Origin of the sequence: Bradyrhizobium pachyrhizi, from assembly GCF_029714545.1 — a bacterium.
GTDB classification, from domain to species: domain Bacteria; phylum Pseudomonadota; class Alphaproteobacteria; order Rhizobiales; family Xanthobacteraceae; genus Bradyrhizobium; species Bradyrhizobium pachyrhizi.
In genome coordinates this window covers 6,475,842-6,489,094 of sequence record NZ_CP121667.1, presented here as the reverse complement: position 1 = coordinate 6,489,094, position 13,253 = coordinate 6,475,842, and the positions used below count along the sequence as shown (strand labels likewise).

16 protein-coding genes are annotated in these 13,253 nt (G+C 65.2%); 7 read left to right on the top strand and 9 right to left on the bottom strand.

The genetic code is table 11. From position 1 onward, the window contains the following. The first annotated feature begins 127 nt into the window (after positions 1 to 127). Genes QA639_RS30875 through QA639_RS30865 form a run of 3 tightly spaced genes read left to right on the top strand, consistent with a single transcriptional unit; the run spans position 128 to position 3,229 of the window. A complete protein-coding gene (locus QA639_RS30875; RefSeq protein WP_283087951.1) occupies positions 128 to 1,294 on the top strand; it encodes a COG1470 family protein in 1,167 nt (388 codons plus the stop codon). Next, positions 1,291 to 2,277, top strand: a complete 987-nt coding sequence (locus tag QA639_RS30870) for an ABC transporter ATP-binding protein (protein WP_283087950.1) — start codon at positions 1,291 to 1,293, stop codon at positions 2,275 to 2,277. The genes QA639_RS30875 and QA639_RS30870 overlap by 4 nt, the downstream gene beginning before the upstream one ends. Continuing rightward, on the top strand, positions 2,267 to 3,229 hold the full coding sequence (locus tag QA639_RS30865) for an ABC transporter permease (RefSeq protein ID WP_157348200.1): 963 nt from the start codon (positions 2,267 to 2,269) through the stop codon (positions 3,227 to 3,229). The genes QA639_RS30870 and QA639_RS30865 overlap by 11 nt, the downstream gene beginning before the upstream one ends. Before the next feature lie 18 nt (positions 3,230 to 3,247). Here the strand turns inward: QA639_RS30865 and QA639_RS30860 are convergent, their stop codons facing one another. The 3 genes from QA639_RS30860 to QA639_RS30850 form a co-directional block, all read right to left on the bottom strand. Further along, complete coding sequence (locus QA639_RS30860; RefSeq protein WP_157348199.1) at positions 3,248 to 4,807, bottom strand: ABC transporter permease/substrate-binding protein; 1,560 nt, start codon at positions 4,805 to 4,807, stop codon at positions 3,248 to 3,250. Further along, positions 4,804 to 5,592, bottom strand: coding sequence for an ATP-binding cassette domain-containing protein (locus QA639_RS30855; RefSeq protein WP_157348198.1), 789 nt, complete (start codon positions 5,590 to 5,592; stop codon positions 4,804 to 4,806). The genes QA639_RS30860 and QA639_RS30855 overlap by 4 nt, the downstream gene beginning before the upstream one ends. Before the next feature lie 147 nt (positions 5,593 to 5,739). After that, a complete protein-coding gene (locus tag QA639_RS30850) occupies positions 5,740 to 5,955 on the bottom strand; it encodes a hypothetical protein (RefSeq protein WP_016844293.1) in 216 nt (71 codons plus the stop codon). Between the two features lie 230 nt (positions 5,956 to 6,185). Between QA639_RS30850 and QA639_RS30845 the strand changes: the two genes are divergently transcribed. From QA639_RS30845 to QA639_RS30830, 4 genes are all read left to right on the top strand, one after another. Next, a complete protein-coding gene (locus tag QA639_RS30845; RefSeq protein WP_026193124.1) occupies positions 6,186 to 7,022 on the top strand; it encodes a hypothetical protein in 837 nt (278 codons plus the stop codon). 112 nt (positions 7,023 to 7,134) lie between these two features. Next, a complete protein-coding gene (locus tag QA639_RS30840; protein WP_244482231.1) occupies positions 7,135 to 7,845 on the top strand; it encodes a hypothetical protein in 711 nt (236 codons plus the stop codon). Between the two features lie 39 nt (positions 7,846 to 7,884). Continuing rightward, positions 7,885 to 8,157, top strand: coding sequence for a DUF3551 domain-containing protein (locus tag QA639_RS30835; protein ID WP_028332461.1), 273 nt, complete (start codon positions 7,885 to 7,887; stop codon positions 8,155 to 8,157). A gap of 115 nt (positions 8,158 to 8,272) precedes the next feature. Next, positions 8,273 to 8,545 carry a DUF3551 domain-containing protein gene (locus QA639_RS30830; RefSeq protein WP_016844297.1) on the top strand — a complete coding sequence of 91 codons (273 nt, stop codon included), beginning with the start codon at positions 8,273 to 8,275 and terminating at the stop codon, positions 8,543 to 8,545. Positions 8,546 to 8,569: 24 nt separating this feature from the next. Here the strand turns inward: QA639_RS30830 and QA639_RS30825 are convergent, their stop codons facing one another. Genes QA639_RS30825 through QA639_RS30800 form a run of 6 tightly spaced genes read right to left on the bottom strand, consistent with a single transcriptional unit; the run spans position 8,570 to position 13,214 of the window. Beyond that, positions 8,570 to 9,769, bottom strand: coding sequence for an FAD-dependent monooxygenase (locus QA639_RS30825; RefSeq protein WP_028332460.1), 1,200 nt, complete (start codon positions 9,767 to 9,769; stop codon positions 8,570 to 8,572). Between the two features lie 10 nt (positions 9,770 to 9,779). Continuing rightward, positions 9,780 to 10,175 (bottom strand): hypothetical protein, encoded by a 396-nt coding sequence (locus QA639_RS30820; RefSeq protein WP_028332459.1) that lies wholly within the window; start codon positions 10,173 to 10,175, stop codon positions 9,780 to 9,782. 23 nt (positions 10,176 to 10,198) lie between these two features. Next, positions 10,199 to 10,393 (bottom strand): SH3 domain-containing protein, encoded by a 195-nt coding sequence (locus tag QA639_RS30815; protein ID WP_028332458.1) that lies wholly within the window; start codon positions 10,391 to 10,393, stop codon positions 10,199 to 10,201. A gap of 43 nt (positions 10,394 to 10,436) precedes the next feature. Continuing rightward, positions 10,437 to 11,030, bottom strand: coding sequence for a 3-phenylpropionate/cinnamic acid dioxygenase subunit beta (locus QA639_RS30810; protein WP_028332457.1), 594 nt, complete (start codon positions 11,028 to 11,030; stop codon positions 10,437 to 10,439). 31 nt (positions 11,031 to 11,061) lie between these two features. Beyond that, on the bottom strand, positions 11,062 to 11,868 hold the full coding sequence (locus tag QA639_RS30805; RefSeq protein WP_028332456.1) for an SDR family NAD(P)-dependent oxidoreductase: 807 nt from the start codon (positions 11,866 to 11,868) through the stop codon (positions 11,062 to 11,064). Further along, on the bottom strand, positions 11,865 to 13,214 hold the full coding sequence (locus QA639_RS30800; RefSeq protein ID WP_283087949.1) for an aromatic ring-hydroxylating oxygenase subunit alpha: 1,350 nt from the start codon (positions 13,212 to 13,214) through the stop codon (positions 11,865 to 11,867). Before QA639_RS30800 ends, QA639_RS30805 begins: the two co-directional genes overlap by 4 nt. Between the last annotated feature and the right edge of the window lie 39 nt (positions 13,215 to 13,253).

Genomic DNA, 13,253 nt, shown 5'->3' with positions numbered 1-13,253 from the left:
ATTTGTAATTACGCCGCCGAGATTTCGTCACGATTGTTGCGATGATCTGTCGCGCCGCTGCCACGGTGTTCATCAACGCGCAGCGTCAAGTCAGCCAATCCCGCCCTTCTTGCAGGAGTGTTTGCCCATGCGAGCGCTCGATGTTGCGCGCCTTGTCGCCGCCTTCGGACTTGCTATTCCCTCAGTCTCCGCCGCGGAGCCGCCGCACGACATCAAGGGGCTCTACATGATGACGGACTATCCGGCCGTCACCATCAGGCCCGGCACCACCTCCAACATCTCGCTGCGTCTGCAGAATTACGATCTCGGCCCGCAGCGCTACAAGCTATCGGTCGAGGGCGTGCCGAGCGGCTGGACCGCGACGCTGCTCGGCGGCGGCCAGCCGGTCGCGGCCGCGATGCCGGCGCCCGACTCCAGCGTGCCGCTGCAACTCCGGCTCGACGTGCCCGCCAACGCTTCGCTCGCCGAGCAGACCTTGACGGTGAAGGCCGAAGGGCAGGGCAGCGAGGCGACGTTGCCGATCGTGGTCGCGCTCGCCAAGGAGTTGCCGGCAAAGCTGACGGTGACGTCGAAACTGCCCGAATTGCGCGGCAGCCCAAAATCGAATTTCGAATACGCGCTGACCATCAAGAACGACAGCGGCCGCAACCTGGTCGCAAGCTTCGCCGCGGCCGCGCCGCAGAACTTCGAGACCTCGTTTACCGAGGCCTATGGCACACAGGAATTGTCGTCGATCCCGATCGAGGCCGGACAGTCCAAGGACATCAAGCTCAAGGTGCGGCCGCCGAGCGCGATTGATGCCGGGCATTTCCCGGTCAAGGTCACCGTCAACGCCGAGGATGCCTCGGCGCAGACCGAGGTGGCGCTCGATGTCGCGGGCCAGCCGCAGCTTCAGCTCTCCGGCCGCGACGGGCTGTTGAGCGCGCGTGCGGTCGCCGCCGAGCAGAGCACGATTCCGGTCGTCGTCACCAACACCGGCACCGCGCCGGCCGACAACATCGAGCTCGCCGCGACGGCGCCGAGCGGCTGGAAGGTCATGTTCCAGCCCACCAGGATCAAGCGGCTGGTGCCCGGCAAGGACACTGAGGTTCAGGCGCTGGTGACGCCGAGCGACAAGTCGCTCGCCGGCGACTACCAGCTCGCGATGCGCGCTACCTCGCGCGGCGAGACGGCGTCGAGCCAGTTCCGCGTCACGGTGAGCACTTCTACCGTCTGGGGCATGGCCGGTGCCGGCGTGATTGGCGTCGCGCTGCTGTTGATGCTGGGTGCGGTTGCGAGGTTCGGACGGCGATGAGCGAGCAGCAGAACAACAGTGCTGCAACACGGCCCGAAACCGTCATCGCGGCACGCGATCTCACCAAGCGCTACGGCAAGACCAGCGTCGTCGACGCCATCAACTTCGACATCGCCAAGGGCGAGGTGTTCGGATTGCTCGGTCCGAACGGCGCCGGCAAGACCACGACCATCCTGATGATGCTCGGGCTCACCGAAATCTCGGCCGGCCGGGTCAGCGTGCTCGGCTTCGACCCGGCGCGGCAGCCGTTGCAGGTCAAGCGGCGGGTCGGCTATCTGCCCGATGCCGTCGGTTTCTACGATCACCTGACTGCGGTGGAGAACCTCGCTTACGTCGCCAAGCTGATGGGCCTCCCGATGGCCGAACGCTCGCGGCGGATCGCGGCGGCGCTCACCCGCGTGCGTCTGCTTGAGGTCGCCGACAAGCGCGTTGCGACCTTCTCGCGCGGCATGCGGCAGCGGCTCGGGCTCGCCGAGATCATCGTCAAGCGGGCCGAGATCGCCATCCTCGACGAGCCGACTTCGGGTCTCGACCCGCAGGCGACGATTGAATTCCTCGACCTGATCAGGGAGTTGAAGGCCGAGGGCGTTACCGTGCTGCTGTCGTCGCACATGCTCGACCAGGTGCGGCGGGTCTGCGATCGCGTCGCGTTGTTCCGAGCCGGGAAGATCGCGATGATGGGTTCGGTGGCCGAGCTCTCGGTTCAGGTGCTGGGCGCGGGCTTCGTCGTCGAGGTCGAAGCCGACGGCGCGGGCATTGCGCGGCGGCTCGCCGCGATCCCGGGCGTCGGCAATGTCGAGACGCTCGCCGATGACCGCTTCCGCATGACCGCCGACCGCGACGTCCGGGCCGATGCCGCGCGCGCGGTAGTCGCGTCCAACGGCGCGCTGCGACGGCTCTCGGTCGACGAGCCGAGCCTCGAGGCGATCTACGCTCGCACCTTCCAGGCCACCCCGTCAGGAGGCGTGCGCGATGCGGCGTGAGGGTTCAGCATTCCAGGGCGTCGGTGCCGTTTTCGTCAAAGAGCTGTCGGACAACATCTCGAGCGTCCGCATGCTGATGCTCGAGCTTCTGATCGTGCTGACCGCGATGGCGGCGCTCTATGAGGCGATCGCCGCGCTCCGCCAGAATACCGCGGAGGATCCATTCCTGCTGTTGCGGCTGTTCACGGTGAGCCAGGCGCCGCTGCCGTCCTTTGTCGCCATCCTCGGCTTCCTGATCCCGCTGATGGCGATCGGGCTCGGCTTCGACCTGATCAACGGCGAGCACAACCGGCGCACGCTGTCGCGGATCCTGGCGCAGCCGATCTATCGCGACGCGCTGCTGCTCGGCAAATATCTCGCCGGGCTCGCGACGATCGCGATCAGCCTCACCGCGCTGTGGCTGCTGGTGATCGGCCTCGGCCTGATCTTCCTCGGCGTGCCGCCGGGCGGCGAGGAGATCGCCCGCTCGCTGGCCTTCCTGGTGATTGCGATCTTCTATGCCGGGGTCTGGCTGTCGCTCGCAATGCTGCTCTCGATCGTATTCCGCTCGCCGGCGACCGCGGCATTGGTGGCGCTCGGCATCTGGTTGTTCCTGACCGTGTTGTGGCCGATGCTGGCGCCGGCGATCGCGCAGGCCATCGTGCCGCCCGATCCACGTTTTGCAGCGCTCGGCCTAGATACGCCGGGCACGGCGATCTGGACCCAGCTGCTGCAGCGGTTCTCGCCCAATGACCTGTTTGGCGAGGCGATGCTCGCGGTGCTGTCGCCGACCACGCGCACGCTCGGCCCGGTGTTCCTCGATCAGATCCGCGGCGCCGTGATGGGTGCCCCGTTGCCGTTCGGCCAGAGCGTGATGATCGCCTGGCCGCAGACGGTCGGCCTGATCGCCTGCACCATCGTGTTGTTCGTCGCCGGCTACGTTCTGTTCCAGCGCCAGGAGGTCAGGGCCTGAGGCGGAGAGCGCGGCCGTTCAACGCGGCCCAATCTGGTCCCACAGCCAGCGCGCCACGGCGTCGGGCGACGATGATGCGTCGTTGCCCGACGCGCGCAAATTCGCCTCGCGCATCCCGGCGATATCGATCTTGCCGAGCAGCGGCCGCAGCGCCGCCTTGAGGGCCTCGTCGTCGCGCCGCTTTGGCGACAGCAGGACGATGGCGTCATAGGGCGGGATGGCGTGCCTGTTGTCCTCGAGCGTGACAAGATCGTATTTCGCGATCAGTCCGTCGCTGGTGTAGCCCGCGATCACGTCGACCTCGCCGGAGGCAACCGCCGCATACATGAAATCCGGCTGCATCTGACGCTGGGCGCGGAACGTCAGCCCATAAGCCTTCTGGATGCCGGCCCATTCCGGCCGCGAGAAGAATTCATAGTCGCCGGCGATCGACATCGTCGCGGCGCGTGACGCGAGGTCGGCGATCGAATGGATGCCGAGCTCTTCGGCGCGCTTTCTCGGCATCACTAGCGTATAGGCATTCTCAAAACCGAGCTCGCCGAACAGCGTGATGTCTTGCTTTGCCAGCGTCATCTGCAACTCGCCCAACAGCTCGGCGCGGGGCTTGATGTCGGTGTGGTGGAACTGGTTGACCCACAGCGTTCCGGAATAGTCGACATAGACATCGATATCGCCGGCCGTGAGCGCGTCGAAGATCACGTTGGAGCCGAGGCCGGCGCGGGTCGTGGCCGGAAGGCCGGCCGCTTGCAGCCGCTGCGCGATCAACGCCGACAGCACATATTGCTCGGTAAACGTCTTGGCGCCGACCACGATGCCCGCATGCGGACGCGCGATCGCGGGCACCAGGGTCGCCGCGATCAGGGCGGCAATACCGAGCCCGCCGAACGCAGTCCGGATGCGGCTGCGATTGCGCAGGCCGTTCTCGATCAGCGCCAGCAATTGGTCAACCACAAGCGCGAGCACGGCTGCGGCGAAGCAGCCGAACAGCACGAACACCCAGTTCTGGGTCTGCAGGCCCGCGAAGATGTAGTTGCCGAGGCTGGTCTGGCCGATGGGCGTCGACAAGGTGGCGGTGCCGATCACCCATACCGCCGCGGTGCGGATTCCAGCCATCATCACCGGTAGCGCCAGCGGCAGCTCGACCATGGTGAGCGATTGCCGCGGCGTCATGCCGACGCCCTGGGCGGCTTCCAGCACCGCCGGATCGACCCCCGACAGACCGGTGATGGTGTTGCGCAACACCGGCAGCATCGAATAGAGCGCGAGCGCCAGCACGGCGGGCAGGAAGCCGAAGGCGGAGAAGCTGAAGCCGAGCCACGCCACCGTCAACGCGGCGAGCGCCAGCAGCAGCGGATAGAACAACGCGAGCAGCGCGAGACCGGGCATGGTCTGCACGATGCTGGCAAGCCCGAGCAACGTCGTGCGCAGCACCGGCCGGTTACGAGCGATGATCGCAAGCGGCAGGCTGATCAGGAGCCCGAGCGCAAGCGCGGCGACGCTGACCCGCACATGATTGCCGAGATAGTCGGGCAGATGGGAAAGCGCCTCGCTCCAGCGCGGATCGGCTGATAGAGTCATGCCGTGTCGCCCCGCGGCAGCAAAGCGCCCAGGCGTTCCGCCTGCCGGCGTGGCGTGCGCATCAGTTCACCGACATAGCCATCGGTGCTGGCCGAGAGTTCCGCCGGCGTGCCCTGGGCCAGCAGCCTGCCGCCGCGCATCACCGCGACACGATCGGCCAGCAGCAACGCCTCGGTCATGTCGTGGGTGATCATGACTGTGGTCAGGCCGAGCTCGCGGTGCAGCGTTCGATAATCGTCGCCGAGCGCGTCGCGGGTGAGCGGATCGAGCGCGCCGAACGGCTCGTCCATCAGCACGATGCGCGGCTTCGCAGCCAGCGCACGTGCGACGCCTATGCGTTGACGCTGGCCGCCGGAGAGTTCGTGCGGCATACGCTCGCGATATTGTGAGCGGTCGAGCCGCACAAGGTCGAGCAGTTCATCGACCCGCGCCGAGATCTCCGTCTGCGTCCAGCCGAGCAGATGTGGCGTGATGCCGATGTTGCCGGCGACGGACAGATGCGGAAACAGCCCACCGCTCTGGAAGACATAGCCGATGCGGCGCCGCAGCAGGATCGGGTCGATGCGGCTGACATCCTCACCCTCGACCGCGATCCGGCCTTGGTCGGCTTCGATCAGGCGATTGGCGAGCCTCAGCAGCGTCGTCTTGCCGGAGCCCGAGCCGCCGACGATCGCCAGGAATTCACCCTCGGCTACGTCAAGCGAGACGTCGTCGACCGCCACCACGCGACCACTGTCAAAATTCTTGCCGACATGCGCATAGGCAATCAGCGGCGTTGCGGGCATTCCAGGGCGACCTCATGTCTCACCGTCGTTAACGACAGTGATAGCCCATAAATTGGACTTTGACTCGAGGCGCGGGCGCCTGCGCGGTGGTTTCGCAGGCTGTTCCGGTCGAAGCGGATCAGCCCCGTCCGGGGCTGTGAGCACACATCACACTTCGTTCTTGGGTACGTACTTGCCCATGATGCATTTATAGCTCTGCAGGTGCCATTCGTGATACGGCCCCTTGGCGAGCCAATCGGCGATACCGATCTGCGCATTCACTGCGCAGGCGCCCATGGTGATGCCGGATTGGTCACTCGTGGTTACGACCTTTTCCATGCAGAGTTGAGCATTGCAGAGGATGGCGACGAGCGTAACGAGCATGACGGCCTTTATCAGTGGGGTTAACCCGGTCTGACCCGAATCATGCAGGGTTCATGCCACTATCAGCAGCTTTGGTGTCGCAGCCGACAAGACTGGGAAAGTACGGCCGGAGCGAATCGTCACGCCCGTCAGCGCGTAGCCGCACGCCCGTAGATACGCTATAGTCGCTGCCCAACTACGGCGTGAGATCGGGGCGAGCGAGGAACGTTGCGCGGTCGGGGGCTGCATCGATGATGACGTTACCTGAGTTGGCGGCAGGTGCTTTGGAGAAGTTTCTCGCCACGCATGTCAGCCGCACCTTCGGCGCTTCGCAGGCGCGCTTCGGCGAACTCCTGCCAGCCGCCGCGCGCATCGCGTTGGAATGCATCGGCAACAGCGACGCGCTCTACCACAATGTCGAGCACACGATGCTGGTCACGCTCGCCGGGCATGACATCATCCGCGGCCGCGCGCTGCACACCCACGTTACCGCCGAGGATTACACCCACACCATCATCGCCTGCCTGACTCACGACATCGGCTATGTGCGCGGTCTTTTGAAGGGCGATGGACCTGATGGTTACGTCATTGATGCCTCCGGCAACAAGGTGGTGCTGCCGCGTGGCTCGTCGGATGCCGGCCTGATGCCGTATCATGTCGACCGCTCGAAGCTGTATGTGCTCGACAGGCTCGAGGCCGTCCTTCCACTTGATCGCGAGCGCGTCGCGCGCAACATCGAGGGCACGCGGTTTCCGGCGCCCGAAGGTCAGCAATATGACGATGAGGCGTCGATCGTCCGGGCGGCCGATTTCATCGGTCAGCTCGGCGATCCCAACTACATCAGGAAGGCCAACGCGCTCTATCACGAGTTCGAGGAGGTCGGCATCAACCGCCAGCTCGGCTATGAGTCGCCAGCCGATATCGTCGACCGCTATCCGCAATTCTACTGGAACATGGTTGCGCCGCACATTCAGGGCGCCATCAACTGCCTGAACATGACGGCAAGCGGCCGCCAGTGGATCGCGAACCTCTATAGCAACGTGTTCCGCGCCGAGCGCGAGGTGACGCTGTCCGGCCCGCAAATCTGACGCCGCGGCCTTTCAGCACGGATTGTGCTGCGTTCCCCAGCCGTTCGCGTGGTGTCCACATTTAGGCCTGCTTCGTCGTTGCACAGTCCGTGGAAATCAGCGACCTTGCGCCATGGACCCCTCCAGCGACCGTGTTTTCGACCGCTTCAGCATGATATCCCGTTTCGCTCAATTGATTGCGGCTGCCGTCCTCTGCTGGCCGGCGCTGGCCGTTGCCGCCGGTCCGGTCTACGACGTCGATCTGTACGCGTTGATGTCCGGCACTTGCCGCAATGTCTCCGTCGCAGGCCGCAGCTACACCTGCAAGGCAGTCGCCTATTTCCACACCCTGCGCGGCCGCTCCGAATTCACCGTGGTGCTCGACGATCCCGCCGACAAGAGCCACATCATCTCGTTCTCCGGCGAGAGCACCGAGCGCACCCAGGACAATCTGTTCGAGCTCGCGGTCGACCGCATGTTGCTGAAGTCCAGCGACCGCCCGCGAGTGGATGGTCTGCCGGTGCCGCTGGTCGAGATGTCGACGGGCTCGTGCCGCCAGGTCGGAAGCTTCATCACGCGGCAGGTGTCCACCATCACCTGCGCCGCAACCGACCAGAACGGCAAGAAATACGAGCTGAGCTTCGAATCGGACGGTTCGCCGATGACGTTGCGCCGGTTGCGGCAATCGACGCTGCCGTCCGAACGGCAGCGGGCGCGCCAGATCGCGCAGCTCGAATGCCGTCTCAAGGCGCGCGCTGCGCAAGTGCTGCCGCGGGACACGACGGCCTTCATGATCCGCTGCCTCGGTGAGGGCGACGGCAAGCCGGCCGACGAGCAACGATAGCCGTGCCCTGCGTTCCGGACGAGGCTTGAGGAGAATTCGATGCGTTTGAAACTCACCATCATCGCAGCCGTCGGCGTTTGCATCGCTGGGCCGGCCGCCGCACAGATGTACGATCCGAACTATCCGGTGTGCCTGGAAGTCTATGGCGGGAGGCTGACGCCCGAGTATATCGATTGCAGCTACACGTCGCTTCCGCAGTGTCAGGCGACGGCCTCGGGGCGCTCCGCGACGTGTTCGGTCAATCCGTTCTACAAAGGTCCGAAGAAGCCGCCAAAGCAACGGGGGCAGCGACAACGCCAGTCCGCCAACTAGCGCGCTCAGGCTTGTCGCCTGCCGTCGCTCAAGACTGTATGGCCGTCGTGTCCCCAGTGCGGTTGACTAACTCCGGCAGTTGTGAGGAAACGGTCCGAGCAATAAGGAGAATCCGATGCGCCTGAAACTTTTCGCGATCGCCGCGTTCGCGGTCGCGCTGGCCCGACCTGCCGCCGGACAGGCCTATGATCCGAACTATCCGGTCTGTTTGCATCTCTATAACGGGCCGATGGCCGGAGACCACATCGATTGCAGCTACACCTCGATCCCGCAGTGTCAGGCAACGGCATCGGGTCTCTCTGCGATGTGCATCGTCAATCCCTTCTTCGCTCCTCCGCCACCACCCCCGGAACGTCCGGTGCGCCGCGGACGCCATCCCGTTCAGTGAGGCGGGCCCGCGAAACTCGTCCCGTCAAGGCGGCACACGCAAGGCATCGTAGGTGAACAGCCAGTCATAGCGCTCGCGCACCCGGTCCGGCTGCCATTCGCGCGAGACATAGGCGTCGGCGCCTTCGGCGTCGGCGAGCGCAGGATTATGGAAGCGCCTGGCATTCTCGGCCGACTTCACCACGATCCCGTTTGTGCGCGTCAGCCGCGCGGTCTCGTACCGCCGCAGCGCTTCCTCGGGCGGGAAGCCTTCAAGACAGCGCGCCAGCACCATGCCGTCCTCGATCGCCATGTTGGCGCCCTGGGCCAGGAACGGCAGCGTTGGATGCGCGGCGTCGCCGAGCAGGCAGGCGCGCCCGACGACGAAGCGATCGAGCGGGTTGCGGCCGAGCAGCGCCCATTTGTAGGGAATATCGAGGCTCGCGATGATGGTGCGGATCTGCGGATTCCATCCGGCAAAGGCTCCGCTGCAGGCCTCGCGCGTACCGCGTTCGGTCCATGACTCGATTGACCAGCTCTCACCCTCGAAGATGCCGACGAAGTTCAACAGCTCGCCGCGGCGAACCGGATAGGTGATGACGTGGCCGCCCGGGCCGATCCAGTTGGTGCCGACGTCGCGCCTGAGGGGTGGCGGTAGCCGTTCCATCGGCACCAGCCCGCGCCAGGCGGCCACGCCCGAGAAGAACGGCTTGGTGTCGCCGCCGATCTGCCGGCGAATTTCGGAGTGCACGCCGTCGGCACCGACCACGACGTCGCCGCGCCGACGCTCGCCATTGGCAAGGTGCAGCCAGATGCCGTCGCCGTCCTGGTCAAATCCGGTGCACCGGCTGCCAAGATGCAGCCGCCCCGGCGCCCGGGCCGTGAATGCGTCGACCAGCACGCGGTGAAAGTCGCCGCGATGCACCATCCAGTAGGGCGCGCCATAGATCGCGCGCGATGAGGCGCCGAGGTCGAACAGTTTCCAGGTCCGCCCGGTGCTGAACAGCCTGATCTCCTTGCCCGAGGGCTCGCAGGCGATGGCCTGCATCTCCTCCTCGAGCCCGAGCGCGATCAGGACGCTGGTGCCGTTGGCGCTGAGCTGGACACCGGCGCCGAGCTCGCGCAGCTCGGACGCCTGCTCGAAGATATCGACTTCGATGCCACGCTGCAGCAGCGACAATCCGGCGACGAGACCGCCGATCCCGGCGCCGGCAATCAGGACCTTTGGCTTGCGGTGTGTACTCACGCGAACATCGCTATCTGTGCGTGATCAGGAAATCGTCGGTGAATTCGCCGCGCGACAGCTTGACCGGGATCTCGCCGTCACTGCCGATCTCGACGATCTCCGAGCCGGACTTGTTATCCTCAGGGGTTAACAGCTCGATGCGCGCGGCGATCCGCTCCGCCTGCCAATCGGTCAGCTTCCAGGCAAACCGGCCGCCGAGATCGCGCATGCCGAATTCGTCGTCGGCGGGCGCCAGCACCAGCGCGTCGCGCGAGACTGCGCCGGGAATCCGCTCCGCCACGGCAATGGTCTGCGGGTCCTCGGCAAAGCGTCGCAGCAGCATTGCCAGCGCGGCGAGATCGGCGGCCTCGCCGAGGAACAGGAACAGCGGATGAAAATCGCTCGGCATGTATTCAAATCGCAGCATGATCGTCGGTCCGTTGACTGGGATTACTCGCTGAGCACCTTGATGACGTCCTGGGCGTGGCACAGCTCCACCGTTCCGACGTCGGCGGGCCGGGCAGGGCACTCCAGATAGCGCACCTGCAGCCACTGGCCATCGTCCATGTTCTCTATCACTTCGGCGACGACGCCGGCCTCCAGTTTCAGCCGCGTCCCCACCTTGATCGCCATCACGTCAATCATCGCTACCCTTGCTGATCTTGACCTTGCTCAGACCTGGCCCCGCTTAGAAGAACGTGGTGAGATTCTTGGCCAGCAGGATATTCTGTTCAAGCAATATCTCGCGTCGCGCGATCTTCCAGGCAGTGTCCGTCAGGCGCAGCGTGTCGTTGCGGCGGCCGACGAAGATGTAGGTCTCGTACTCGACGCGGTTCTGGTAGACGAGGAAGCGGCTGGTGACGTCCAGCTCGCGCGCAGCCTCGATATCCGGCCGCGCGCCCTTGATCTGCACATTGCTGACCATATGCGTGATGCGCGACAGCGGCTCCTCGGCATAGTGCACGCCGGTCAGGATCTGCTCGACCCGCTTGGTCAATGTCCATTTGTCTTCGTCGAACCAGCTGATGCCTTCACCGCGTTTGGTGTTCTCGCGCGCGGCCTGCTGGCCGAACTTCACATTGCGGCGGATCGGCATGAAATAGCCGATGTCGTCGGTGAGTAGCTCGAGCCAGTCGCGGAAGCGCCGGTCGTCGAGCAAATCGGCCTCGTGGTAGTAGAAATCCTCGACATCGGCCTTCAGCCGGTAGTAGGTCGCCGATCGCTCGATCGCAGCGTTCCCGGCGTGTTGTTGTTTGTCCTGATCCTGAACGGTCGTCGTCATCGCTATCTCCTCATCAGGCATCGCAGGGTTGTCAGAGCGCCGGCTTGGGCGGGATCGGTCCGCCCTGCTGGGCGAAGCAGCCGACATCGATCACGGTGCCGGACAGCGTTTCCGCTTCCGGTGACAGCAGGAAGGCGACCACATTGGCGATGTCGTCACCGGCGGCGACGCGGCCCGCGGCGGTGCCCGGCGCGCCCTTGCCGAAACGCGCCGCATCGCCGCCGACACGGCCGAGGCTCATACCGCTGACGATGCCGCCACCACCAGGGATCACGGTGTTGACGCGGATGCGCTGGTGGAAGAAGTCGTAGGCCATCGCTGCGCTGAGCGCGATAACGCCGCCCTTGCTCGCGCTGTAGACCGCCATGTTCGGCTTGCCCCAGCCGGCGCCGGATCCGATGTTGACGATCGAGCCGCCGCCTTGCGCGATCATGTGCGGGATCGCGGCGCGGCTGGTCAGATACGGTCCCTTCAGATTGACGGCGATGATCCGGTCGAACAGCGCCTCGTCGGTGTCGAGCACGGTGCCGAGCGGGCCGATCGCGGCGTTGTTCACGACGCCGTCGATGCGCCCGAACCGCGCCATCGCGTGGGCGACCACCTTGGCAACATCGCCGGCCTGCGACACGTCGGCTTCCATCAATTCGGCGGAGAGCCCTTCGCGATCAAGTTCCTCGCGCAGGGCCGGAATGGCGTTCTGCGCGGTACTCGAGACTTGCGCCGCCTCGAGACCGAAGGCGACCACCGCGTGGCCGCGCCGCGCGAGGCCGAGCGTGATCGCGCGGCCGATGCCGAAGGTGCCCCCGCTGACGAGGACGATTGTTGCGGGCGCGGTCATTCTGCGGCCTGCCGGTTGCCAGCGGGTGATCCGAGCAGCTCGTGCCAGTCGCCGCCCTGCATGTAGGTGGTCCAGCGGCGATAGAAGCCGCGCGCGATCTGCTCGGTGACTTGCGTGGAGACGTCGCCGCCGAGCGGATGATCGGTGACGTAGGCGCCCATCGACTGCTGATAGTTGAAGGGATAGCGCCGCGCCACCGTGCCGGTGCTCGCCGCGGTGGCATAGAGCCAGTTCTCCATGTCGTCCTGTTCGGTCATGCCGGCCGGGCCGGAGTAGCGCATGTAGTAGCGGCGCAGATATTCCTTGGCTTCCTTCGGCGCATCCTTGTCGACCAGGAAGAAGCGCCAGCCTTCGGTCGAGGTCGGGCTGTGCGGATGCCAGGCGCACAGTCCACGCGGCTGCCGGCCGTGATAGGAGGTGTTGGGGAAGATCGTGCCGACGAACGGCAGCAGCCGCGCCCCTTCGCCGAGCCGCCGCTTGCGCTCCTCGAAACAGTGCCGGAAGTATTTTTCGAGGATCGGGTTGTCGAGGAAGGACTCGATGTATTCGTTGGCCTCCGGCTGGATTGCGCTGTGCACGCCATGGCCTTCCGGAAAGCTGATCCAGACGTGCTGCGCCTTCTCCAGCTCGTCGTCGCGGCGGCCCTTCTTGCCGGCGGCAGCGCTGGGCCCGATGCCGATCAGGTCGACCGAGCGATGGCTCGGGTTGTGATAGGTGTCGCCGAGGAAATTCTCGGCCGCGAATTTCCAGTTGGCGGGGAACACCCATTTGTGGACGCCGATCACCTCGGAACCGCCTTCGCGGCCGTCGCGGCAGTCGAGCGCCTGGTCGAGATGGATCTTGGCATCGCCGAGATAGGTGATGAAGTCGGGCGCGTCCTTGTCCCAGGTCGCCCAGATCGAGCCCTTGTAGTTGCAGAGCTTCGCCACCGGGACCAGCGAGTTGGCCTCGCGGTCGAGCACCCCGTCGTACAGCGTCCGGTGCAGTGGAACGCCCTGCAGCTTGCCGTCGGTGGTGTAGGTCCAGCTGTGATAGGGGCAGGTGAACAGCGACGTGTTGCCCTGTTCGTAGCGGCACACCTTCATGCCGCGGTGCCGGCACGAATTGAGGAAGACGTGAATCTCGCCCTTCTTGTCGCGGCAGAGGATCACGGATTCCTCGCCCATCCGCGAGGTGTAGAAATCGCCGGGATTGGGCACCAGGCTTTCGTGCCCGACCAGCAGCCACGCACGGGTGAAGACCTTGTCGAGCTCCTGCCGATAGATATCGGCATCCACGAAGATCTCGCGGCTGATGAAGCCACCCTTGACGTCTACAAGCTGATCGAAATCGTTGCGAAGCGGCATCGGCTCCTCCTTGATCTTGCATGCGCGACCGTGCGTCGC

Bases quoted from the DNA above. Each gene is read 5' to 3' on its own strand.
- QA639_RS30875 (WP_283087951.1), top strand. From the start codon at position 128: ATGCGAGCGCTCGATGTTGCGCGCCTTGTCGCCGCCTTCGGACTTGCT.
- QA639_RS30870 (WP_283087950.1), top strand. From the start codon at position 1,291: ATGAGCGAGCAGCAGAACAACAGTGCTGCAACACGGCCCGAAACCGTC.
- QA639_RS30865 (WP_157348200.1), top strand. From the start codon at position 2,267: ATGCGGCGTGAGGGTTCAGCATTCCAGGGCGTCGGTGCCGTTTTCGTC.
- QA639_RS30860 (WP_157348199.1), bottom strand. From the start codon at position 4,807: ATGACTCTATCAGCCGATCCGCGCTGGAGCGAGGCGCTTTCCCATCTG.
- QA639_RS30855 (WP_157348198.1), bottom strand. From the start codon at position 5,592: ATGCCCGCAACGCCGCTGATTGCCTATGCGCATGTCGGCAAGAATTTT.
- QA639_RS30850 (WP_016844293.1), bottom strand. From the start codon at position 5,955: ATGCTCGTTACGCTCGTCGCCATCCTCTGCAATGCTCAACTCTGCATG.
- QA639_RS30845 (WP_026193124.1), top strand. From the start codon at position 6,186: ATGATGACGTTACCTGAGTTGGCGGCAGGTGCTTTGGAGAAGTTTCTC.
- QA639_RS30840 (WP_244482231.1), top strand. From the start codon at position 7,135: ATGGACCCCTCCAGCGACCGTGTTTTCGACCGCTTCAGCATGATATCC.
- QA639_RS30835 (WP_028332461.1), top strand. From the start codon at position 7,885: ATGCGTTTGAAACTCACCATCATCGCAGCCGTCGGCGTTTGCATCGCT.
- QA639_RS30830 (WP_016844297.1), top strand. From the start codon at position 8,273: ATGCGCCTGAAACTTTTCGCGATCGCCGCGTTCGCGGTCGCGCTGGCC.
- QA639_RS30820 (WP_028332459.1), bottom strand. From the start codon at position 10,175: ATGCTGCGATTTGAATACATGCCGAGCGATTTTCATCCGCTGTTCCTG.
- QA639_RS30815 (WP_028332458.1), bottom strand. From the start codon at position 10,393: ATGATTGACGTGATGGCGATCAAGGTGGGGACGCGGCTGAAACTGGAG.
- QA639_RS30810 (WP_028332457.1), bottom strand. From the start codon at position 11,030: ATGACGACGACCGTTCAGGATCAGGACAAACAACAACACGCCGGGAAC.
- QA639_RS30805 (WP_028332456.1), bottom strand. From the start codon at position 11,868: ATGACCGCGCCCGCAACAATCGTCCTCGTCAGCGGGGGCACCTTCGGC.
- QA639_RS30800 (WP_283087949.1), bottom strand. From the start codon at position 13,214: ATGCCGCTTCGCAACGATTTCGATCAGCTTGTAGACGTCAAGGGTGGC.